Origin of the sequence: Franconibacter sp. IITDAS19 (genome assembly GCF_023079515.1) — a bacterium.
In the GTDB taxonomy this organism is placed as follows: Bacteria; Pseudomonadota; Gammaproteobacteria; order Enterobacterales; family Enterobacteriaceae; genus Franconibacter; species Franconibacter pulveris.
Map to the genome: position 1 here is coordinate 41293 of NZ_JALJCP010000011.1, position 23788 is coordinate 65080.

The 23788-nt window shown below is 52.9% G+C and carries 19 protein-coding genes; 16 read left to right on the forward strand and 3 right to left on the reverse strand.

Features of this window, described 5'->3' with window-relative positions:
- Positions 1 to 29: 29 nt before the first annotated feature.
- On the reverse strand, positions 30 to 2456 hold the full coding sequence (plsB, locus tag MT962_RS20630) for a glycerol-3-phosphate 1-O-acyltransferase PlsB (protein ID WP_024557316.1): 2427 nt from the start codon (positions 2454 to 2456) through the stop codon (positions 30 to 32).
- Positions 2457 to 2588: 132 nt separating this feature from the next.
- On the opposite strand from plsB, the gene MT962_RS20635 reads away from it, so the two are divergent.
- The 4 genes from MT962_RS20635 to MT962_RS20650 all read left to right on the forward strand — a co-directional run bounded on the left by MT962_RS20635 (position 2589) and on the right by MT962_RS20650 (position 5518).
- Complete coding sequence (locus MT962_RS20635) at positions 2589 to 2957, forward strand: diacylglycerol kinase (protein ID WP_024557315.1); 369 nt, start codon at positions 2589 to 2591, stop codon at positions 2955 to 2957.
- A 112-nt stretch (positions 2958 to 3069) separates the two neighbouring features.
- The gene (gene lexA, locus MT962_RS20640) at positions 3070 to 3678 is read left to right on the forward strand and encodes a transcriptional repressor LexA (RefSeq protein ID WP_024557314.1); all 609 of its coding nucleotides are present in this window, start codon (positions 3070 to 3072) and stop codon (positions 3676 to 3678) included.
- An 82-nt stretch (positions 3679 to 3760) separates the two neighbouring features.
- Positions 3761 to 5095 (forward strand): MATE family efflux transporter DinF, encoded by a 1335-nt coding sequence (gene dinF / locus MT962_RS20645; RefSeq protein WP_247366335.1) that lies wholly within the window; start codon positions 3761 to 3763, stop codon positions 5093 to 5095.
- A 213-nt stretch (positions 5096 to 5308) separates the two neighbouring features.
- Complete coding sequence (locus MT962_RS20650) at positions 5309 to 5518, forward strand: CsbD family protein (RefSeq protein WP_024557312.1); 210 nt, start codon at positions 5309 to 5311, stop codon at positions 5516 to 5518.
- An 80-nt stretch (positions 5519 to 5598) separates the two neighbouring features.
- Here the strand turns inward: MT962_RS20650 and zur are convergent, their stop codons facing one another.
- Positions 5599 to 6114 carry a zinc uptake transcriptional repressor Zur gene (gene zur, locus MT962_RS20655; RefSeq protein ID WP_024559919.1) on the reverse strand — a complete coding sequence of 172 codons (516 nt, stop codon included), beginning with the start codon at positions 6112 to 6114 and terminating at the stop codon, positions 5599 to 5601.
- A 109-nt stretch (positions 6115 to 6223) separates the two neighbouring features.
- Between zur and MT962_RS20660 the strand changes: the two genes are divergently transcribed.
- The 4 genes from MT962_RS20660 (at position 6224) to pspG (ending at position 9658) form a co-directional block, all read left to right on the forward strand.
- Positions 6224 to 6712, forward strand: coding sequence for a cupin domain-containing protein (locus MT962_RS20660; RefSeq protein WP_247366336.1), 489 nt, complete (start codon positions 6224 to 6226; stop codon positions 6710 to 6712).
- A 173-nt stretch (positions 6713 to 6885) separates the two neighbouring features.
- Entirely contained in the window at positions 6886 to 8190 is a 1305-nt protein-coding gene (gene traF / locus MT962_RS20665) for a conjugal transfer protein TraF (RefSeq protein WP_024557309.1), read from the forward strand.
- 91 nt (positions 8191 to 8281) lie between these two features.
- The gene (dusA, locus tag MT962_RS20670; RefSeq protein ID WP_188724422.1) at positions 8282 to 9280 is read left to right on the forward strand and encodes a tRNA dihydrouridine(20/20a) synthase DusA; all 999 of its coding nucleotides are present in this window, start codon (positions 8282 to 8284) and stop codon (positions 9278 to 9280) included.
- A 135-nt stretch (positions 9281 to 9415) separates the two neighbouring features.
- Positions 9416 to 9658 carry an envelope stress response protein PspG gene (gene pspG / locus MT962_RS20675; protein WP_024557307.1) on the forward strand — a complete coding sequence of 81 codons (243 nt, stop codon included), beginning with the start codon at positions 9416 to 9418 and terminating at the stop codon, positions 9656 to 9658.
- Between the two features lie 179 nt (positions 9659 to 9837).
- On the opposite strand, the gene MT962_RS20680 is transcribed toward pspG, so the two are convergent.
- Positions 9838 to 10821 carry a quinone oxidoreductase gene (locus tag MT962_RS20680; RefSeq protein ID WP_024557306.1) on the reverse strand — a complete coding sequence of 328 codons (984 nt, stop codon included), beginning with the start codon at positions 10819 to 10821 and terminating at the stop codon, positions 9838 to 9840.
- Positions 10822 to 10951: 130 nt separating this feature from the next.
- Here MT962_RS20680 and dnaB point away from each other — a divergent pair, with 130 nt between their 5' ends.
- From dnaB to MT962_RS20720, 8 genes are all read left to right on the forward strand, one after another.
- Positions 10952 to 12358 carry a replicative DNA helicase gene (dnaB, locus tag MT962_RS20685; RefSeq protein ID WP_024559915.1) on the forward strand — a complete coding sequence of 469 codons (1407 nt, stop codon included), beginning with the start codon at positions 10952 to 10954 and terminating at the stop codon, positions 12356 to 12358.
- Positions 12359 to 12513: 155 nt separating this feature from the next.
- Complete coding sequence (gene alr / locus MT962_RS20690; protein WP_247366337.1) at positions 12514 to 13593, forward strand: alanine racemase; 1080 nt, start codon at positions 12514 to 12516, stop codon at positions 13591 to 13593.
- Positions 13594 to 13846: 253 nt separating this feature from the next.
- Positions 13847 to 15040 (forward strand): aromatic amino acid transaminase, encoded by a 1194-nt coding sequence (gene tyrB, locus MT962_RS20695; protein WP_247366338.1) that lies wholly within the window; start codon positions 13847 to 13849, stop codon positions 15038 to 15040.
- A gap of 564 nt (positions 15041 to 15604) precedes the next feature.
- Positions 15605 to 18211 carry a filamentous hemagglutinin N-terminal domain-containing protein gene (locus MT962_RS20700; protein ID WP_247366339.1) on the forward strand — a complete coding sequence of 869 codons (2607 nt, stop codon included), beginning with the start codon at positions 15605 to 15607 and terminating at the stop codon, positions 18209 to 18211.
- Positions 18212 to 18340: 129 nt separating this feature from the next.
- Positions 18341 to 20023: a ShlB/FhaC/HecB family hemolysin secretion/activation protein gene (locus MT962_RS20705; RefSeq protein ID WP_247366340.1), complete on the forward strand. Its 1683-nt coding sequence runs from the start codon at positions 18341 to 18343 to the stop codon at positions 20021 to 20023.
- Between the two features lie 148 nt (positions 20024 to 20171).
- Positions 20172 to 20588: a secondary thiamine-phosphate synthase enzyme YjbQ gene (locus MT962_RS20710; protein ID WP_024557300.1), complete on the forward strand. Its 417-nt coding sequence runs from the start codon at positions 20172 to 20174 to the stop codon at positions 20586 to 20588.
- Positions 20589 to 20590: 2 nt separating this feature from the next.
- Entirely contained in the window at positions 20591 to 20944 is a 354-nt protein-coding gene (locus MT962_RS20715) for an MmcQ/YjbR family DNA-binding protein (protein ID WP_024557299.1), read from the forward strand.
- Between the two features lie 513 nt (positions 20945 to 21457).
- The gene (locus tag MT962_RS20720) at positions 21458 to 23788 is read left to right on the forward strand and encodes a filamentous hemagglutinin N-terminal domain-containing protein (protein ID WP_247366341.1); all 2331 of its coding nucleotides are present in this window, start codon (positions 21458 to 21460) and stop codon (positions 23786 to 23788) included.

Below are 23788 nucleotides of genomic sequence, written 5' to 3' on the forward strand. Positions count from 1 at the left end.
ATAAAAAAGGCGGGTTTCCCCGCCTTTTTTTATTCGCCAGCCTGTGCGGCGGCGCTCTCAATCGTCAACCGTACGTCGGAAGTCATCAACTCCGCCAGCAGCTGGTAAACCTTCATGGTTTCCGCCGGCTCGGCATCGCCGGTATCGCTGATGTAGCCTTCGTCACGCAGCGTCAGCACCAGCGTGGAGAACACGGCTTTGTCGAAAAACTCCGGCGCGTTGATGCCGTGCAGCACCGACAGACGCTGGGCGACGGTGCGGCTCTCTTTTTCAAGCGTGCCGCGGTTGATAGAAGGGTTAGCGCTCAGCAGCCAGAAGGTAATCGCGTAGCGCTGCAGCGTCTCGCGCACGCCCGCCGCCAGCAATTGCATGGTGCGTGAACGCGCCGGGTTGAGCTGCACTTCCGCCGCTTCTTCGACAATCAGTCCCTGGCGCGCCATTTCCGCGACCAGCGCATCGGTCACCGCCTGCACTTCCGTTGTCTCCCAACGCAGGAACAGCTCTGCCTTGAGAAGCGGGTAGAGCACTTCAACCTGACGCTGCAGCGCTTCACGGCTGATACGGCGATGCTGGGTGATAATCGCCGCCAGCAGCGAAGGCAGCACCAGCATGTGCATGATGTTATTACGGTAATAGGTCATCAGCACCGCCTGCTCGCGCGGCAGAATGATGATATCGCCGATGGTGTCTTTCTCTACTTCGAACTTATTCATCTGCAACGCGTGGTCGATAAGCGCGCTGGCGCTGGCGTCCGGGACGGTGGAGTCGCCGGAATAAGGCACGTTGCGCAGCAGATCAAGGTAGCATTCCAGCTGTTCAGTAAGCTGCTCGCGGGTCAGCGAGCGCTGGCGGGAAGCGAGCAGGGCGGTGCAGCAAAGGTTCATGGCGTTGGCCGCCCCGGCGTTGTTGATTCGCACCATCAGCTTCGCGGCGATATCGTTAACCGTGGGGGTAAGCCAGGCCGGGCGCACCGCCTCGATCGGGTCGATAGCGTCGCGCCATTCCGGCACGCGCTGGTTAAGGTAGGTCATCAACGGCATTGGCTCGCCGAAGTTAACGTACCCCTGGCCCAGATTACGAAGCTTGCTTAAGCCACGCAGCATTTGCAGCAGGTTCTCTTTCTCTTTCGTGGCGCCGCGCAGTTCTTTAGCGTAAGTGCCCACTTCCATAACATGCTCGTAGCCGATGTAAATCGGCACCAGCGTAATGGGACGAGAGCCGCCGCGCAGCATCGCCTGGATAGTCATCGACAGGGTGCCGGTTTTCGGATCCAGCAGACGGCCGGTGCGCGAGCGCCCGCCTTCCACAAAGTACTCTACCGAATAGCCGCGGCTGAACAGCTCGCCCAGGTATTCACGAAAGACGGTGGAGTAGAGCTTATTGCCTTTGAAGGTGCGGCGGATAAAGAACGCCCCAAGGCGGCGGAAAATCGGCCCCGCTGGCCAGAAGTTAAGGTTAATGCCGGCGGCGATATGCGGCGGCACCAGACCCTGGTGATAAAGCACGTAGGAGAGCAGCAGATAGTCCATATGGCTGCGGTGGCAGGGCACATAAACGATTTCGTGACCGTCATGGGCCAGCTGGCGCACGCGCTCGGCGTTATGGACATTGATGCCCTGATAGAGCCGGTTCCAGGTAAAGCCCAGAATACGATCGGAGACGCGAATCATCTCATAAGAGAAATTAGCGGCGATCTCTTCCATCAGCGCCACCGCGTTCTGCTGCGCTTTTTCGTGGGAGATTTTCTTGGTGCGCGCTTCGTCTTCGACCGCGCGAGCGATGGCTTTTGAGGCCAACAGCTTGTTGAAAAGATCCTGGCGCGCCGGCAGACGCGGGCCAACCGCCGCCAGACGCTGGCGGGCGAAATGCATGCGCGCCACGCGGGCAAGCTTCTGCGCGATGGTTTTATCGGTACCGTGCTCTGTCGCCATGCGGCGCAGGGATACCGGCTGCGAGAAGCGAACAAAGCTATCGCGGCCAAGCCAGGAGATAGCGAAAAACTTTTGTACGCCGTTAAGCAGGCGCAGCGGCGGGTTTTCTTCGCCTTTCTCACGCCCCGGCGCGCGGCCGAACATCACCGATACCGGCACCATCTGCACGTCGAGACCGGCATTGCTGCGATGCAAATCCAGGTACTCGTGAAACAGCTTGATGGACTCTTCTTTCGGCGTGTACCAGGTGAAAACGCGCGGGCCGCCGTGAATAAAAATGTAGCGGGGCAATTGCGTGCCATCGATTTCCAGCGGTTCTAACGGGTCCGGTAAATCATGGGCCAGACACTGGGCGCGCAGCGTTAACAAATCCGCTTTTGAGTTGTACGGCAAGACGTACATGATGGGACGAGAGGTATCAAGCCCCAGCTCGGCGCAAGGATCCGCCGGAATAGACTTGCTTTTTACCAGCATACTTAATGGTAAATTCAGTAATTTGTAGTACATTCGTGGCCAACCGGACATAAACGATGTAAAGCCTCTGGTTAATAATGCAATGGCGCCGTCAGAATAGCAGAAACGATGCGGAATTTCTGTGGTGCTTCGTTGTTGAGCGCAATAGCATTGACGCTGATAAATCAAAAAGGTTTCTTTTTCATGGCCAATAACACCACCGGACTCACCCGAATCATTAAAGCGGCAGGCTACTCCTGGAAAGGAATTAGCGCGGCATGGAGAAATGAGGCGGCGTTCCGCCAGGAAGGCGTGGCGACAATACTCGCCATAGTTATCGCCTGCTGGCTTGATGTCGACCCGATTACCCGCGTGCTGCTGATTGGCTCCGTTTTGCTGGTGATGATTGTGGAAATTCTTAACAGTGCTATCGAAGCGGTGGTTGACCGCATCGGGCCTGAATTCCATGAGCTTTCCGGCCGCGCCAAGGATATGGGATCGGCGGCGGTGTTGCTGGCGATTATCCTTGCCCTTATCACCTGGGTCACGCTGCTGTGGCATCATTTGCGATAAGTTTTCCAGAATTGGCCGCGCTGGCGCGCTTTTTTGCGGGTAAGGTGGTTTCAAAATCGCCTTTAGCTGTATATACTCACAGCATTCACTGTATATTCACCCAGGGGGCGGAATGAAAGCATTAACTACCAGGCAACAAGAGGTGTTTGATCTCATTCGGGATCATATCAGCCAGACCGGCATGCCGCCTACTCGTGCCGAAATCGCGCAGCGTCTGGGGTTCCGTTCGCCCAACGCGGCGGAAGAGCATTTAAAAGCGCTGGCGCGTAAAGGCGTCATTGAAATCGTTTCCGGCGCTTCCCGCGGCATTCGTCTGTTGCAGGAAGATGAAGAGGGCCTGCCGCTGGTGGGGCGTGTCGCCGCTGGCGAACCGCTGCTGGCGCAGCAGCATATTGAAGGCCACTACCAGGTCGACCCGTCTCTCTTTAAGCCGAGCGCGGATTTTCTGCTGCGTGTTAGCGGCATGTCGATGAAAGACATCGGCATTATGGATGGCGATCTGCTGGCGGTGCATAAAACGCAGGATGTGCGTAATGGCCAGGTCGTGGTGGCGCGTATCGACGATGAAGTTACCGTTAAGCGCCTGAAAAAGCAGGGCAACACCGTCGAGCTGCTGCCGGAAAACAACGAATTCAAACCTATTGTGGTTGACCTGCGCGAGCACAACTTCTCTATTGAAGGGCTGGCCGTAGGGGTCATCCGCAACGGCGAATGGCTTTAACGCCCGCCTGATTGATAAACACACCGCAACGCAGCGCCCCTCGTTGCGGCTTTTTTATCTTCTTTTCTCAGACTGCGTCTCCATGCCTTTTTTCTCACAGACTGACCGCGCGCTCTGGCGGCTTGCGCTGCCGATGATTTTCTCCAACATCACCGTTCCCCTGCTGGGCCTCGTCGATACGGCGGTCATAGGCCATCTTGACAGCGCCGACTATCTGGGCGGCGTGGCCGTAGGCGCAACCGCGACCAGCTTCCTCTTTATGCTGCTGCTTTTTCTGCGTATGAGCACCACCGGGCTGACCGCGCAAGCCTTCGGCGCTCAGGATCCCATTCGGCTTGCCCGTGCGCTGGTGCAGCCGATGCTGCTGGCTGTGGGGGCCGGGCTGATTATTATGCTGTTGCGTACGCCGCTGATTGATCTGGCGCTGCATATTGTCGGCGGCAGCGAAGCGGTGTTGATACAGGCAAGGCGTTTTTTAGAGATTCGCTGGCTTAGCGCTCCCGCGTCGCTCGCCAATCTGGTGCTACTCGGCTGGCTGCTTGGCGTGCAGTATGCGCGCGCTCCAGTCATCCTGTTGGTTGTGGGAAACCTGCTTAACATCGTACTCGATCTCTGGTTGGTCATGGGCTTGCATCTGAATGTCCGGGGAGCGGCGCTTGCCACGGCGCTTGCCGAGTACGCCACTTTCTTTATTGGCCTGTGGATGGTGAGACGCGTACTGAACAGGCGCGGCATCGGCTTTGCAATGCTCGCCACGGCATGGCGCGGCGAGTTTCGTCGTCTGCTGGCGCTTAATCGCGACATCATGCTGCGTTCGCTGCTTTTGCAGCTCTGCTTTGCCGCCGTGACGATTTTTGGCGCACGCCTTGGCAGCGAGGTGGTCGCAGTCAACGCTATCTTAATGACCTTCTTAACGTTTACCGCTTACGCGCTGGATGGGTTCGCGTATGCCGTTGAAGCGCATTCCGGGCAGGCCTATGGCGCGCGAGACGGAAGCCAGCTGCTGGATGTCTGGCAGGCGGCGTGCCGGCAGGCGGGCGTCGTGGCGCTGGCGTTTAGCCTCTGCTGGGCCTTTTTCGGCGACACGGTGGTTTCACTGTTGACCTCGCTGCCCGCCTTGCAGCAGCAGGCCGACCACTATTTGCCCTGGCAGGTCGTGCTGCCGATTATTGGCGTGTGGTGTTATCTGCTGGATGGCATGTTTATCGGCGCGACGCGCGCATCTGAGATGCGCAACAGCATGGCGGTGGCGGCGCTGGGGTTTGCCGTCACGTTGCTTACGCTGCCGTGGCTTGGCAATCATGGCCTATGGCTGGCGATGACCGTTTTTCTTGCACTGCGCGGCCTGTCGCTTGGTTATATCTGGCGAAAGCGCTGGCGGGAGCAACGCTGGTTCTTACCGGCGAACCATCGCTAATCAGGTCAGGTAATCGGGGAACACTACGCAAAGTTCCCCTTTTTTATACCGCCGGTTTGTACGACTAAAGTCGTCTCGATGGTTAAAAATTCTGAATCGGTCCGTCACTGCCGCATCGCGAACTATAATAATAATCACGTCCAGCAGATATGAAGCATTTATCAGGACGTTGAATGGAGTTTCACTTACACGACCGAACAAGAGGACTTTACAATGAACAGAGACGAAGCCGGCGGTAACTGGAAACAGTTTAAAGGTAAAGTGAAAGAGCAATGGGGTAAATTAACCGACGATGATATGACCGTCATCGAAGGGAAACGTGACCAACTGGTAGGTAAAATCCAGGAACGTTACGGCTATGAGAAAGATCAGGCAGATAAAGAAGTTACGGACTGGGAAAGCCGTAATGACTACCGCTGGTAATCCGGCGAGCACCTCAAATGTGATACCCCTCTGAGGTTATCCTGCCCAGGTACAAGGATGTACCATCCTGCCTCTCTGATTTATCGCGCTTTTTTCTTTATCACCACGCTGTGGTCATGCTCGCACTGTTCCGGGTGACGACACGCTTCTACTTCTACGCAGGCTGAGCACAGACCATGTGCTTCAATGACATTATGCCGCAGGGCAAAACCTCGCTTTGCCGCCAGCGCATGCATAATATCTTCAACGCCTTCCGCCCGCTCTTCTTTTACCACGCCGCAGCGATCGCAGATAAACATCGCGGAGGTGTGCGTCGGCTGGTCGAAAAGGTGACACAGCACGTAGCTGTTGGTGGACTCCACCTTATGTACGAAGCCCTGCTCCAGCAGAAAATCGAGCGCACGGTACACGGTGGGCGGCTTAGCCTGCGGCTCCGTTTCTCGCAGCAGATCGAGCAGATCGTAGGCGCTGATAGCCCCTTCCTGCAGCGTCATCAGGCGCAGCACTTCGAGGCGCTGCGGAGTCAGGCGCACGTTGCGTTGCAGACAGAGCTTTTCAGCCTGCGCTAACACCTCTTGCGAGAGTATCTTTTCCATCGGCATCCTCATAGGTCAGGGGAAACGCGCATTTTATCATGAACCGCGTAAAACGCCGACTTTCACCCATCTGTGTTATACCTGAATCACTCACAGAAGGAGGAAAACCATGCAGCGTCCTGATTTTATTCGTCACTGGCGGGAAGTGGAGGGTGAGGATGACTCACGTTATCCCGATAGCGAGGAGCTTTTTTCCATTGGCGCGCCGCTTGCGCGCAAGATGGGGCTGACCCGACTGGGCATTCATCATGAGCGACTGCCGCCGGGCAGACGTACCTCTTACCCACACGCCGAGAGCGACGAAGAGGAGTTTGTTTATGTGCTGGAAGGCCACCCGGATGTCTGGATAAACGGCGAGCTCTGGGCGCTTGAACCTGGCGACAGCGTAGGGTTTCCCGCCGGGACGGGCATCTGTCACACCTTTATAAATAACACATCAAGCGAAGTCCGTTTATTGGTGTTAGGTGAGGCGAATAAACCTAAAAACCGTATTTATTACCCACTTAATGCTAATTATGCCGCTACACGGCAGGACAGATGGATAGATCATCCGCCGCAGTTCTTTGGCCCGCATAACGGGTTGCCTACAAGAAAGTGAAAGACTCATCTATAAATATTGTGTAGTAATTGAATGAGATAAAACCATGGATGGGAATGATTGTTTATGAGCAAATATATGCTCTTTATTACCTCTTATTCACAGCAATAAACCATCCCCCGATATGTGATAACGGGCGGGGAAATTATCATCAAAGAAAAGACGGGTTAACTGTGAAAAAAATAATCAGACTTTCAGTGGCAGCCATCGCAGTAACGGTGGCGACTCAGGCGAGCGCGGCCAACACCTGGGCGGAAGCGCGCAATGATGCGATGGGCGGAACGGGCGTCGCGACGGCTAATTATGGCAGCGCGGCGTTCATCAACCCGGCGTTACTCGCCAAAGCGCAACCGGAAGATGATGTAACGGTGATTCTGCCTTCCGTAAGCGCGCAAATTACCGATAAAGATAATCTTCAGGATGAAATCGATAGAATTAACGATCGTGTTGATTATTATGACGATGTGGTTGATAACCTGACCTTACAGCAGGTACTGCTTAACCCTGTCGGCACCCTTAATCAGTTCCAGGGGGCGGCGAGCGAGCTTGCCGATGAGCTGGACTATCTGCGTGGTAAAACCGCCAGCGCCAACGCGGCGGCGGGCATTTCTGTCGCCATTCCTAATGACGTGCTTTCTGTCGCTTTTATCGCTAAAGGCTATGCTCACGCGCGTGTCAGCACCTCTATTGATCAGCAAGATCTTACCTACCTGCGCAGCATTCAGAACAGCGATTCGGTGGCCTTGTTTGAAGCAGGAAAAGCGGCTTTGCTCGGCTCTGACGAAATTACCCGCAACCTGAACTCTGTCGCGTTCGGTCGTGCGGCGATTGTTTCTGATTACGGCATTGCACTGGCGCGTCAGTTTGATTTTGGCGGCGTGCCCGTGTCGTTTGGCGTAACGCCGAAGATCCAGAAAACCTGGCTCTATAACTACACCGCCTCTATTTATGACTATGACAGCGATGACCTGAGGAGCAGCCGCTACCGTACAGATAATACAGGCTTTAACGTTGACGCCGGTGTCGCAGCGGATCTGGGGCAGAACTGGACGGTGGGTCTGACGGGGCAAAACCTTGTTTCTCGCGATCTCGATACAAAAAGCATAGAAGTACGTAACGGCCGCACGGGCGAGGTTGTGAACTATAAGGACACCTATCAAATCCGGCCGTTAGTGACCGCAGGCGTGGCGTGGCACAACGACCTGGTAACCGTAACGGCGGATGGCGATCTGACCGAAACCAAAGGCTTCAAGAGTGAAGGTAACTCGCAGTTTGTGGGCGTAGGCACGGAAGTGCGTCCGCTTGACTGGCTGGCGGTGCGTGCAGGTTTCCGCGCGGATGTGAAAGATAATGAGAGCAACGTCTTTACTGCGGGCGTCGGCTTTGCGCCGTTTAATCGTGTTCACCTTGACCTTACCGGCCTGGTGGGCGAGGACGACACCTGGGGCGCAGGCGCGCAGTTGAGCCTGACGTTCTGATAACCAACAGGGGCGCAGCAGTGCGCCCCTGCGCAAGCTTTATGCTATAGTAGCGCCCCTTTTTGCCCGAACCACACTACGCTTAGCTACTATGTCGCCAGAAACCAAACATTCTCTTCTTCCCCCGCACCGTTTTTCCATCGCGCCGATGCTCGACTGGACGGACCGCCATTGCCGCTATTTTCTGCGTTTGCTGTCGCGCAATACGCTGCTCTATACCGAAATGGTCACTACCGGAGCCATCATTCATGGTAAAGGGGATTACCTGGCTTACAGCGAAGAAGAGCATCCGCTGGCATTGCAGCTTGGCGGCAGCGATCCGCAGGCGCTGGCCCACTGCGCAAAGCTTGCACAAGCGCGGGGCTATGACGAAATCAACCTGAACGTCGGTTGCCCTTCCGACCGCGTGCAGAATGGCCGCTTCGGCGCCTGTCTGATGGGCGAGGCGCAACTCGTGGCGGATTGCGTTAAAGCGATGCGCGATGTGGTTTCCATTCCGGTGACGGTAAAAACCCGCATCGGCATTGACGACCAGGACAGCTATGAATTCCTGTGCGATTTTATCGGCACCGTGGCGGAAAAGGGCGGTTGTGAGATGTTTATCATCCATGCCCGTAAAGCGTGGCTGTCCGGCTTAAGCCCGAAAGAGAACCGTGAGATCCCGCCGCTGGATTACCCGCGCGTCTATCAGTTGAAGCGTGACTTTCCGCAACTGACGATGGCCATTAACGGCGGCATTAAATCGCTTGAGGAAGCCAAAGCGCACCTCGAACACGTGGATGGCGTGATGGTGGGACGCGAGGCGTATCAAAATCCAGGCATCCTCGCCTGCGTCGATCGTGAAATTTTCGGTGCGCAAGCTGCGGATGCCGACCCGGTTGCGGTAGTGCGCGCCATGTATCCTTATATTGAGCGCGAACTCAGCAACGGCACTTATCTCGGCCACATTACCCGTCATATGCTTGGCCTGTTCCAGGGGATTCCCGGCGCGCGTCAATGGCGCCGTTATCTGAGCGAGAACGCCCACAAAGCGGGCGCTGACATTGCCGTGCTGGAACACGCGCTGCAGCTGGTAGCCAATAAGCGCTAAAAGTTAACTAAAACCTGGCGAATTTGACCACGCCCTGCTGATAAAAAGCGGGGCGTTTTCTTTAAAAACAGGTAGTTATTTATTGGCATGATTCTTGTAATAACTCTTCCAGAACTACCTGATTGGGAGAGAGCCATGTTTGAACTGCTTTTTGTGGTCGCCTTTTTTCTTATGCTGCTGGCGACAGGCGTATCGTTGTTGGGCATCATTGCGGCTATTTTCGTCGCCACGCTGGTGATGTTTGTCGGCGGGTTATTTGCGCTGATGATTAAACTGCTGCCCTGGCTGTTGCTTGCCGTTGCGGCGGTGTGGGCTATCCGCGCGATTAAAGCGCCGAAGCTGCCGCGTTATTCGCGCGCTAATCGTTGGCGTTGTTAAGAGTTGCGGAGGCGATCACAACCTTGCAACTTTTCCGGCGTCACAAGATAAGCCGCCATATTATTTGCTTATTAAATCTGTCACTATGAAAACGTTGTGACACGAATTCATCGCAGCTGTACCCTACATACAGCGCAAATAAAAAAGAAAGGGCTTCCTGCGGGAAGCCCTAATTATTTCTACGGAATCAACAGGCTGGAGCCCTGCGTGGTGCGGCTTTCCAGCGTCTGGTGGGCGCGCGCCGCCTCGGCGAGCGGGAACCGTTGCTGCTCCGTCACGTCTACCTTGATAACGCCGCTGGCGATAAGTGAAAAAAGCTCATTACTCGCCTCGTCCATCTCTTCACGGTTTGTCAGGTAGCCGTTAAGGGAAGGGCGGGTGACATAAAGCGAGCCTTTCTGGTTAAGGATGCCGAGATTCACGCCGGTTACCGGGCCGGAGGCGTTGCCAAAACTCACCATCAACCCGCGGCGCTGCAGGCAGTCCAGGGACGATTCCCAGGTATCTTTGCCTACGGAATCATAAACCACGCGTACCTTTTTCCCACCGGTCAGCTCCCGAATGCGCTCCGGGACGTTCTCTTCACGGTAGTTAATCATCTGCCAGGCGCCCGCCTGTTTAGCGCGCTGCATTTTCTCCGCCGACCCGGCGGTGCCAATGAGCTTCGCGCCCAACGCTTTGGCCCACTGGCAGGCAATCAGCCCTACGCCGCCCGCTGCCGCGTGGAACAGAAACATTTCGTCTGGTTTGATTTCGTAAGTTTTACGCAGCAGATAAAAAACGGTCAGCCCTTTCAAAAACGATGCCGCGGCCTGCTCGTAGGAGATGGCGTTCGGCAATACCGCAACTTTGTCCGCCGGAACATTATGCACCTCGCTGTAGGCGCCGAGCGCCGACTGGGCATAAACCACCCGGTCGCCTTCTTTGATATGCTTAACCGCGCTTCCTGTTTTGCTCACCACGCCCGCCGCTTCGGTGCCGAGGCCGCTTGGCATTGACGGCGGCGGATAGAGGCCGCTGCGGATATACGTATCGATATAGTTAATGCCGATGGCTTTGTTTTCCACCTGCACTTCATTTTCCGCCGGGTCGCCAGGGGTAAACTCCACCGCTTTTAGCACGTCAGGCCCGCCGTGCTGGCTAAACTCAATACGCGTCGCCATAGTAACTCCTTGTTTTATTCAGGGGGGAGGAGGAGTATCGTTCGCGAATGCAATTGAGCACTGCGCGACGCAAATCAGCTTGGTATACTCCCCTTCTCTCAGATGATGACTTTTGGTAACTCCATTCACTATGGCAGGAAATAAACCCTTCAACAAACCCACTGAAGCCCGCGACCCGCAGGTTGACGGCCTGAAAATGCCGCCGCATTCCATCGAAGCGGAACAGTCGGTGTTGGGCGGTTTAATGCTGGACAACGAACGTTGGGACGATGTGGCCGAGCGCGTTGTGGCAGAGGATTTTTATACCCGCCAGCACCGCATCATTTTCACCGAAATGCACCGTCTGCAGGAGACGGGGAAACCCATCGACCTGATTACCCTTTCGGAATCGCTGGAACTGCAGGGGCAGCTTGAGAATGTGGGCGGCTTCGCCTACCTGGCGGAGCTTTCGAAAAATACGCCAAGCGCCGCGAACATTAGCGCCTATGCAGATATCGTGCGTGAACGCGCTGTCGTGCGCGATATGATAACGGTCGCGAATGAAATTGCCGATGCGGGTTACGACCCCCAGGGGCGCAGCAGTGAAGACCTGCTCGACCTGGCGGAGTCCCGCGTTTTCCAGATTGCCGAAAACCGCGCCAATAAAGACGAAGGGCCCAAGAGCATCGATCAGATCCTCGAAGCTACCGTCGCGCGTATTGAAACGCTCTATCAACAACCGCATGACGGCGTCACGGGCGTGGATACCGGCTATCAGGATCTCAACAAGAAAACCGCTGGCCTGCAGCGTTCAGACCTCATTATCGTGGCGGCGCGCCCCTCCATGGGGAAAACCACATTCGCCATGAACTTGTGCGAAAACGCCGCCATGTTGCAGGATAAGCCGGTGCTGATTTTCTCGCTGGAGATGCCCTCTGAGCAGATCATGATGCGTATGCTGGCATCGCTGTCGCGCGTGGACCAGACCCGTATTCGTACCGGCCAACTGGACGATGAAGACTGGGCGCGCATTTCCGGCACCATGGGCATTCTGCTTGAGAAGCGCAATATGTATATTGACGACTCCTCGGGCCTGACGCCTACCGAAGTCCGCTCTCGCGCGCGCCGCATTTATCGCGAGCACGGCGGCATCGGCCTGATTATGGTGGACTACCTGCAGCTGATGCGCGTGCCCTCGCTCTCCGATAACCGTACGCTGGAAATCGCCGAAATCTCCCGCTCGCTCAAAGCGCTGGCGAAAGAGTTGCAGGTGCCGGTGGTGGCGCTTTCGCAGCTTAACCGCTCGCTGGAGCAGCGCGCGGACAAGCGTCCGGTAAACTCGGACCTGCGTGAGTCAGGCTCTATCGAGCAGGACGCCGACCTGATTATGTTCATTTACCGTGATGAGGTTTATCACGAGAACAGCGACCTGAAAGGCATTGCGGAAATCATTATCGGTAAACAGCGTAACGGCCCTATCGGTACGGTACGCCTGACCTTTAATGGCCAGTGGTCGCGCTTTGATAACTATGCGGGTCCGCAATACGACGACGAATGAATAATTTGGCTATCTTGCTTGCGATTTTGGGCTTGGGCAGTGCTCGCCATCCTCACGTACTGCAGTACGCTCCGGTGGCTGCGCGCTGGCCGCACCCAAACTCGCTGCGCCGATAACGCCAAATTGCCGGGTTGACTGAAAATAAAGGAATAAACATGCAAGCGGCAACTGTGGTAGTAAACCGCCGCGCTCTGCGTCACAACCTGCAACGCCTGCGCGAACTGGCTCCGTCCAGCCGTCTGGTGGCGGTGGTGAAAGCAAACGCCTATGGGCACGGTCTGCTGGAGACCGCGCAATCGCTCCCCGACGCCGACGCTTTTGGCGTCGCCCGCCTCGAAGAGGCGCTTCGCCTGCGCGAAGGCGGCGTCACTCAACCCATTCTGCTGCTGGAAGGCTTCTTTAACGCGGCCGATTTGCCCATCCTTGCCGCGCAGCATTTCCATACCGCTATTCATACCCCCGAACAGCTCTCCGCGCTGGAGCAGGCCGATCTGCCTGAACCTGTTAATGTGTGGATGAAGCTAGATACCGGCATGCATCGCCTTGGGGTGCGTCCGGAAGAGGCTGACGCGTTTTATGCGCGCCTGGCGGCTTGCCGAAACGTGCGCCAGCCGGTCAATGTCGTCAGCCATTTTGCCCGTGCTGATGAGCCGGAGTGCGGCTTCACTGAACGCCAGCTCGATATTTTTACCCGCTTCACCGAAGGTAAGCCCGGGCTGCGATCCATCGCTGCTTCCGGCGGCGTTTTGCTGTGGCCGCAGTCCCATTTTGACTGGGTGAGGCCGGGAATTATTCTCTATGGCGTATCGCCCCTTGAAGGCGGTTCACGTGCGAGCGATTTTGGCTTCCAGCCGGTTATGTCGCTCACCTCCAGTCTCATTGCGGTGCGCGACCATAAAGCAGGCGAGCCGGTGGGCTACGGCGGCACCTGGGTAAGCCATCGCGATACGCGTCTTGGCGTGATTGCGCTGGGTTATGGCGACGGCTACCCACGCAGCGCGCCTTCAGGCACGCCGGTGCGGGTGAACGGGCGTGAAGTGCCGATAGTCGGTCGCGTGGCGATGGATATGATCTGCGTCGATTTAGGCCCGGATGCGCAGGAAAAGGCAGGCGACAACGTAATCATGTGGGGCGACGATTTGCCTGTTGAGCGCATCGCGGCGATTACAAAAGTGAGTGCTTACGAACTTGTAACGCGCCTGACGTCGCGGGTAGCGATGCGTTATATCGACTAGCTACAGGGTGGTGGCGCTACGCTTCCAGGCTATACAGTCGGGGGCTGAGCCGGCGTGTGATACGGCCAGACGGGGTTGCTTCCATAGGGCGGGTAAGCTACAGACTACCCGCCACGGGAGAAACGTCAGAACATCGTCAGGCCTGCCCAGGCCCCGGCTGGCCTGCGCCGTCGCGTCAATATCCTTCTCGATCTCCTGACTTATCCGGTTTATTGTGGATGAACATCACACCGTAAATCAGGAGAACCCCAGCGTGTTTCAGAACGTTGACGCTTATGCCGGCGACCCCATCCTTTCGCTGATGGAGCGTTTCAAAGAAGATCCCCGTCAGGACAAAGTGAACCTCAGCATTGGCCTTTATTACAACGAAGAAGGGGTTATCCCGCAGTTACAGGCTGTAGCAGAAGCAGAAGCGCGACTGAATGCGCAGCCACACGGCGCGTCGCTTTATCTGCCGATGGAAGGGTTGAATAGCTACCGCAACAGCATTGCGCCGCTGCTGTTTGGCGCAGACCATCCAGCGCTGCGTGAAGGCCGTATCGCCACGATCCAGACCTTAGGCGGCTCCGGCGCGCTGAAAGTGGGCGCTGACTTCCTCAAGCGCTATTTCCCCGCTTCGCAAGTTTGGGTCAGCGACCCCACCTGGGAAAACCACGTCGCCATCTTTAACGGCGCTGGCTTCGAAGTGAATACTTACCCATGGTTTGATGAAGAGACCAAAGGCGTACGTTTTGAGGCGCTGCTGGAAACGCTGAATACGCTGCCTGCGCAAAGCATCGTGCTGCTGCATCCGTGCTGCCATAACCCGACCGGCTCCGATCTCACCAATGAACAGTGGGATGCGGTGACAGACATTCTGAAAGCCCGCGAGCTAATCCCGTTCCTCGACATCGCCTATCAGGGCTTTGGCGCGGGTATGGAAGACGATGCTTACGCCATTCGCGCTATCGCCAGCGCCGGGCTGCCGACGCTGGTCAGCAACTCATTCTCGAAAATTTTCTCTCTCTATGGCGAGCGCGTGGGGGGGCTTTCCGTCGTCTGCGAAGACGCCGATGCGGCAGGACGCGTCCTGGGCCAGCTAAAAGCGACAGTACGTCGCAACTACTCCAGCCCGCCGAATTTCGGCGCGCAGGTGGTGGCGACCGTGCTGGGCGATGCCGACCTTAAAGCCAGCTGGCTTGCTGAAGTGGAAACCATGCGCAGCCGTATTCTCACCATGCGTCAGACGCTGGTGGATGTGCTGAAACAAGCGATGCCGGGGCGAGATTTTGACTACCTGCTTAAGCAGCGCGGCATGTTTAGCTATACCGGCTTAAGCGCCGCTCAGGTAGACAGGCTGCGTGAGGAGTTTGGCGTGTATCTGATTGCCAGCGGTCGTATGTGCGTGGCAGGCCTGAACAGCCGCAACGTGCACCGAGTGGCGCAGGCGTTCGCTGCCGTAATGTAAGGCGAAAGGCACAATAATGAAAAACACTACGTTATCGTAGTGTTTTTTTATACAAGCACCTTGAAAATTAATGAATTAGCGACCTGTTTTTGTAAGCAAATAATAATTAATTGGGTTGAAGAATTATATTTAAAATATAAATATATTTTACTTTGTTATTGTTCATATTTACACAAACTATTTTGCTGGCGATGCACTTTTCCATAATTGTAATAATACGCTTTTATAATAAATTTTGTTTTTAAGGGATAAATAGATCAAATTTCCAGGGTGTCAGGCTAAAAATGGCTTTGCACGGTAAATCTTTATTACAAGTTCATGCTATGGCGCAGCAAACTTTAATCAGAAAATAACGGTTGCTTTTGTTTTATAGAGCAGGGATGGATGAGGTTCTCTCATCCGGGCTTACAGATAAAAATGTCAAAATGATTATTTGCTTAAATTTTATAAATAATCAAAGGAAACGTTATGAAAAATAAAGGAATGCGTAGCGTGAAAAAAAATAAACATGTTCTTCATGCAAATTTAGCGCCGGTTTGTTTTGCAACAATGCTGGCTCTGGGGATGGTATTGCCTGTACAGGCTGCCGTAGTCGCGGATAACTCTGCCGCTAATCAACCTTCTGTGCATACTGGCGCGAATGGCGCGACCATCGTTGACATTAATAAAGCCAGCGCGGAAGGCGTATCACACAACGTTTATTCGCAGTTCAACGTCGACCAGAACGGCGTCATTCTCAATAACAGCGGTGGTGCAACAAACACCCAACTGGCCGGACAGATTAACGGCAACGCCAACATGGCGGGCGGCAGCGCGAAGGTGATTCTGAACGAAGTCCGCTCTGCCGATCCCAGCCAGTTGAACGGTATGGTGGAAGTGGCGGGGCAGTCCGCTCAGGTTATTATCGCGAACCCGTCAGGGATAACCTGCAACGGGTGCGGTTTCATCAATACCAACCACGCTACGCTGACTACTGGCACCGCCAGCATTGATGCCCAGGGTAAAGTGAATGGTCTGGATGTGAAAAAAGGCCAGATTGTCATTACCGGCAAAGGCATGGATACCTCTTCCACGCAGTACACCGATATCATTGCTCGTTCAGTTAAAGTGAATGCGCAGCTCAAAGCAAATGAACTGAACATCACTACAGGCAGCAACCATATCGATAAGAATGGTCGCGTGAAAGCCATCGCTGCAACCGGCGATGCGCCGGAGCTGGCGCTGGATGTCTCTTCACTGGGCTCCATGTACGCCAACAAAATTTATATGAAAGGTACGGAAGCGGGTGTAGGCGTACGCCTCGATCATGCTGACCTGACGGCGACGGATAGCCTGTCTATTGAGGCCAACGGCACTATCAATAACAACGGCGGCCATTTATCGGCCAAAAACAGCGTCATGCTGAACAGCCAACAGGATGTACTGAACAGTAATAGCCAGATTACTGCGGACGGCGATGTCATGGTTTCGGCACAAGGTCGTGTTGATAACCACGGCGGCAAAATCAAAGGCGGCAACGTTAACGTTTATGGCGGCAAAACCGTAAACAACGCGGGCGGCTCTATTCATGGCACCCAGGCTGTAGACATAATATCGAATGCCCTGAACAATACCGATGGCGATATCACGAGCGACGGTAATATTACTATCAACCGTGGCAGTTACAACTACTATAACTCCTCTAAAACAGATGGCGTGGTTAACAAGAATGGTCATATTAACGCTAAAGGCAATATGACCATCGATTCCGCTAATGTTTATAACGAGGATGGTTCTATCAGGGCCAATAGCTCACTGAATATCAACACCGGTACGCTGAACAACAATAAAGGTGTAATTGCCTCTGGTAACGCTAATGATGCGACCTGGACCCAAATTACCGCCAGCGAGCTGAAAAATGATAACGGCAGCATCACGGCTACTGGCGAAAATAGCGAGCTGATGGTGATGGGCAACAATGCGCTGACTAACCATGACGGCCGCATTGTTGGCGAAGGCAATGTCACCTTTAATGGCGTGGTCGACAACTCTGCAGGTAAGATTGCTGCAGGCAAAGACATGCATATGTATGTGAATGGCTATGCCTCCGACGCAGACAGTTCATTAACGTCTGGCCAGAATATGGATTTGATGGTGAACGGTACATTCCAGAACGCAGGCGCTATCAAGTCGGGTCAGGACCTGTTGATGTCTCTGGGCGGCGGCGGCTGGTACGGTAATTCAGGCTCTGCTTCAAACACCGGTATCATCGATGCAGCTGGTCGTTTGTCTGTTCAGTCGAATAGCAATGTATTCGATAATAGCGGCAGCATCTCTGCTGGCCAGATGGACTGGCAGATCCTTGATCTGTACAACCGTGGTTCTATCGCCAGCCGTGGCGACATGAATTTCAACGCCAATAATATCAACAACTTTGCTCAGGGCAAGATTAGCGCAGGTAATGATATCAATGTTTACACTGCCGCGCTGATGAATGAAAAAGATGGCCAGATCGAGGCTGGACATTCTGCGTCGTTTAACCTGACCAATAACTTCGATAATTCTGGCGAAATCAAAGCCACTAATGATGTTAATGTCACCTCGTTAAGTTATCGTCCGGCTAGCTATGCTAATAAAGGTAATATCCTGGGCGGTGATAACGTTAACATTAACTTCGCTGGCAGCCATTTTGCTAACACCGGCACCATTAAAGGTGACAAAGCCGTTAATATTGACGCTAATTCTTTATATAACTCCGGCGAAATCAGCAGCGCTGGCAACGTTACCCTTGCAAGCGCTAACGATATTATCAACGACGTTAACGGTAAAATTACCGGCGACAAAGTGATTACTCGTGGCCGCGTTAATAATATGGGTGAGATTACCCAGACCGGTGATGAATCTGATAGCGCTGATAATGGCAACACCACGCCGGATAATGGTAATGTTACGCCAGATAACGGTAATAATATCCCGGATAACGGTAATAACACCCCAGATAACGGCGATTCAATCGCAGACAATACTCAGCATGCTGATGGTTTCGATGGTAACGGCGGCGTCTGGATCAATGGCGTTAACTATGCCAGCGGTAAAGAAGTAAACGGCGTGTATATCCGTAGCGTACAAACCTACCCGGATGGTTCATTCATCATCTCTGCGGGTGCAGGTAGTTTCTACGGTAAGTTTTAATAATTAGTGAGTAGTACGATAAACATAACGCTCTATTTTATATAGAGCGTTATTTTCTATTAATGGGTTTTATAGTTGTAATGGCCATTTCTGTCGGCATAGATGAAAGTAGAGTGAAAAGGATTTTACATGGTAGTTAATAAATTTAGCGCTTACGGAGCTATTCTTTCTGCGCTGTTCGGTATTCACTCTCCTGCTTATGCTGAAGTCATGGCGAATCAACAGGCGCTAAGCCAGCAGCAGCAAGATGAAGCCAGACGAAATCAACTGATTCCCGAAGCTAAATCGCTCCTCTCATCTGATGCTGAACGTATCAGTGATGAAATGGCCATACCGCAGGAAAAGCCCTGCTACAATATTGCGCATATCGTTTTAGAAAACAGAGAAGCGTTTCCTCACTGGATGGTCTTTCGTGATCTAACCCGTCAGGCTGAAGGCAAGTGCATCGGCGTGAATGGCATTAAGTCGCTCTATAAAGCAATACAAAACCGTTTCATTTCTCATGGTTATATCACAACGCGCGTGCTGGTGCCGGACCAGGATTTAAGTAAAGGGACACTTACGCTGCGTGTGCTGCCCGGAAAAATCAGCGACATTATTTTTAAAGGCGATTCGGGGAAATACATCCATTCAATCAATAATTTTCCGGAACGAAAGGGAGACCTGCTCGATCTTCGCGGTCTGGAACAAGGCATTGAAAATTTACAACGCGTCCCGGGTTCTACGGCTGAAATAAATCTTGTTCCGGGGGCTAAGCCTGGTGAAACCCAGGTAGAAGTCAGCCGCAAACAACTTAAATCCTGGCGGCTTGGCGCCTGGGCTGATGATTCAGGGAGTAAATATACCGGGCGTTATCAGAGCGGCCTGGCGCTTTATCTGGACAACCCATCCTCCCTGAATGACACCTTTTACGCGGCCTATGGCGGCGGGGTAAAAAACGAAGACGGACGCCGCAGCGATAACGTTTCTGCTTTCTATTCTGTCCCATGGGGATACTGGCTGATGGAGTTTTACGGCAGTAAATACCGTTATACTCAAACTATTCATAGCGGTGATTTTAGTTATCTTTACAGCGGCATTGAAAAATTAGCTACCGCCCAGTTAAGTCGGGTTATTTATCGCAGCGCCAGTCAAAAAACGACCTTCAAATTAAAAGCAATTAAACGCGACTCCACCTATAACCTCAATGATGTGGAAGTCGAAGTGCAGCGCCGCGATACCAGTAGCTGGAAACTCAACCTTGAGCATCTTGCTTATTTTGCTTTTGGACAACTTAAAGCCAGCCTCGGCTATCAGCGAGCGGCGCACTGGTTCGGCGAAAAACCGGATGCCGAAGAAGTGGTAGGCAGCGCGGATTCGCAGGCGCGTATTATTACTCTGGGCGTGGACGGCTCCTTCCCATTCCGTCTGGGCAAACTGTCGATGAGTTATGAGCCGCATTTTATGTCGCAAACCTCTCCGGACAAATTAACGCAGCCTGATAAATTCACTATCGGCAACCGTTGGACAGTACGCGGATTTGATGGTGAAACGACGATCTATGCCGATAAAGGCTGGTATCTGCGTAACGATCTTAACCTGAACCTGCCGCAGTGGGGCATGCAACCCTACATTGGGGTGGATTATGGCGAAGTTCGCGGTTCCAAAAATGATTACTGGAGCGGCAAACATATTGCCGGGGCGGCGGCAGGCATCCGGGGCGTAAAAGGCAAGTTCGGTTACGACCTTTTTGTTGGCGCGCCCTTACTCAAACCCGCAGAGATGCACACCAGCCCCGTGACGGTTGGTTTTGCCGTACAGTGGCAGTATTAGCCGCTATCTGCAAAGGCATGAAAACGGGCTTCGGCCCGTTCCGGTAATGGAATGGCCGCTTTTTTTCCCTAAAACAACTTCCTGATTTTACCTTTCGCCCATCAGGCTACACACTTAACAGGATTGATTTCTGTTTAGGGAGTAGCTTATGTGGTGCCAACAGACTGTGACGCTGAACGCGAAGCCGAGAGGGTTTCATCTGGTAACGGAGGAGATCCTCCGTCAGATAGAAGGGCTTTCCCGGATCAACGTTGGGTTACTGCATTTGCTGCTTCAGCACACTTCCGCCTCCCTGACGCTGAATGAAAACTGCGATCCTTCTGTCCGCCGGGATATGGAACGTTACTTTTTGCAGGCTGTGCCGGATAACGCCCCGTACGAGCATGATTATGAAGGCCCGGATGATATGCCTTCGCATATCAAATCGTCGACGCTCGGCGTTTCTTTGCTGTTGCCAGTTCATCGCGGACGGGTGCAGTTGGGTACCTGGCAAGGGATTTGGCTGGGAGAACATCGCATTGACGGCGGTTCGCGCCGGATTGTCGCCACACTACAAGGGGAATAATGATGACCAACTCGGAGCTGTTGCAATATTGTATGAGTAAACCCGGTGCTGAACAAAGCGTGCATAGCGACTGGAAGGCCACGCAAATAAAAGTTGCTGATGTGCTCTACGCTATGGTGCATGAGGTACAAGAACGTCCGGCCGTCTCGCTGAAAACCAGCCCGGAACTGGCCGAACTGCTGCGCCAGAAGCATGAAGATGTCTTTCCCAGCGCGCATCTTAATAAAGCGCACTGGAGCACGGTTTACCTGGACGGTAATTTACCTGATTCGCAAATTTATTATCTGGTAGATGCTTCTTATCAGCAGGCGCTTGGGCTGCTGCCAGAGCAAACCAGACAGCAGCTTTCGGTATAATGTCATCTGCGCGGGGGACTGCCCCGCGCATTGCTTTCGAACGATTTCTTCTGTGCCGCAAAAACAGATATGCCATTATTAGACCTGAAGCAGATAAAAATAATGCACCGTCTGAAAGTAAGGCTGCGTTGAACTTAATTTGAAAGCTTACATACATACTTTAATGTATGTAATGTTGGGATAAATTGGCAGATAAATCCTTTTTTATTATTAATAAATACAAGTCGTCCTTTAATATACTATTTTTTCTTGTTTGCGTTTGTTTTACAAGAGATTGCCTTTATATGGCCCTATTATGATAGATAAAGATTATTATATTCGGTTCATGTATTTTTATAATGTATTAATAGCCCGGTTTTTAAAAGTGGTTTGCTTTTACTTTTCTCTTTAAAAGATATAATTAATTCGGCAATTATGATGTGTGGGTTTTTATTATGTTTTATTTGGAATTAATAAATAGCATGAATTATTGCGTCATATTGCCGTGTGATTGACCAGAAAAAGGAAAAGGAAATGAAAAACAGGAAAGATGTAAAAAGCGCATCTAAGCATACGCTACATGCGAAACTGGGGCCGGTTTGCTTCGCTACGCTGTTAGCATTGGGAATGGTCGAAACGGCTAACGCGGCAATCACTGCTGATACCAGCGTGGCGAATCAGCCGGGCATTCATACTGGTGCAAATGGCGCAACGATTGTCGATATCAACAAAGCCAGCGAACAAGGCGTTTCGCACAATATTTATTCTGAATTTAACGTAGACAAAAACGGTGTAGTACTGAACAACAGCACCGCCAATACCTCTACCCAATTGGCTGGCGCTATCAACGCTAACAGCAATCTGGCTGGCAACAGCGCTACCATTATTCTTAACGAAGTGCGTTCTGCCGATCCAAGCCAATTAAACGGCATGGTTGAAGTCGCTGGTAAATCTGCGCAAGTCATTATTGCTAACCCATCAGGCATCACCTGCGACGGCTGCGGTTTTATTAATACTAACCATGCCACGCTGACTACGGGTACGCCTACGTTTGATGATAATGGCAAGCTGACCGGCGTAAAAGTTACCAAAGGTCAAATCGTTATTGATGGCGCGGGCATGGACGTGGGTAATGACGGTAAGGCAAAATATACTGACATTGTAGCCCGCTCCGTGAAACTGAACGCTGAACTGCAGGCCAAAAACCTCACTATCGTGACCGGCAGCAATAAGGTAAATGCTAAAGGCGAGGTAACGAAGCTCGACGCAGATAGCAATAAGCCGGAGCTGGCGCTGGATGTGTCCGCGCTGGGTTCAATGTACGCCGGTAAAATCAACATGATTGGCACGGAAGACGGCGTTGGCGTTCGTCTCGATCATGCCAATATGGTTGCCGATGACGACCTGAACATTACTCTGAACGGTCAGTTAGTCAATGATGGTGGCTTGATCGCAGCAGACAGAAAATTAACTATTAACGCAAATTCTGTGGTTAATAATAATGCTGAAATTCGATCTGGCGACCTCCTGGATATTCAGGCTTCTGGCACCGGTGATATTCAGAACCGTGGCGGTAAAATAAGTGGCGGCAGCGTAAATATCAGAAGTGGAAAGTTTGATAACGAAAATGGACATATAGAGTCTAAATATATGACCTCCATGAACGGATCGACGCTGAATAACAAAGGCGGCGAAATCCACAGCGGTGGCGATGCCTGGTTAACTTATAACTACCATAACCGGCTTGATCCGAAAACAATCAGCCTTAACAATGAGCAAGGCGTTATTGCTTCTGACGGCAGCCTGAATATCACGGCTACCACGCTGAACAATAATGCCGGGTTGCTTGACTCGCATAATGCGATCAATTTAAGCGGTATGACACTGATTAACACGCATAGCGCAGACTTTGTCGCAAGCGAAAACTGGCAACATGATTACCGTGATGAAGGCGGAATTTACGCTGGCGAAGGTAATATCAGAGATACTCATAACCGCTTTGGCAGCCCGGTTTCCACTATTGCTTATAGCACTATCAATAACGAAAACGGACGTATTGTCTCTACAGGTAAGTCGACTCAACTCTATCTGAATGGTAACGATACGCTGAATAATAAAAACGGTGAGATAAGCACCAAAAACACGCTGAACATTGTGTATGGTACTACTGTAGACAACAGCAATGGCACAATGGAGGCGGCGAAAGATGTGGCAATTGCTGCCAGTAACTTTGTCGCCGCTCCAGCAAGCGTGATTAAGGCTGGCCGTAACGCTACTTTCAGCGTCTATAACCGCTTCGCAAACGAAGGTCTTATTCAGGCAGGCAATAACTTCAGCCTGAATATGCAAGGTGGTCATGGCCCTGTCTCTACCGATAATTACAACAGCGGTAAGATCGTGGCGGCTAACCAGGTGCAATTCCAGACCCAGCAGCATGACTTTGTCAACAAAGGCGAAATTAACGGCGCTAATGGCGTCAGCTGGACGGGTGACAAGGTGACTAATAAAGGCACTATTGACAGCAATGGCGATATCTATTTCTCGCTTAAAAAGCTGACTAACGCCAAAGATGCTTCTATCAGCGGTAAGTCAGTGGCGGTTACGCCTCGCACTGTTGTAGATAACCAGGGTTCAATTACGCCTGATTATGTACCGCAGCCGTATCCACAGCCACAGCCGCAGCCGCAACCTCAGCCACGTCCGCAGCCGCATCCGGATGATTATCATGTCCCGGTTTATCCGCAGCCACAACCGCAGCCGCAGCCGCAGCCTCAGCCACGTCCGCAACCGGATAACTATCACGTCCCGGTTTATCCGCAGTCCAGTAATAACAATACTGCTACAGCGGCTTACTACCGTCGTTAA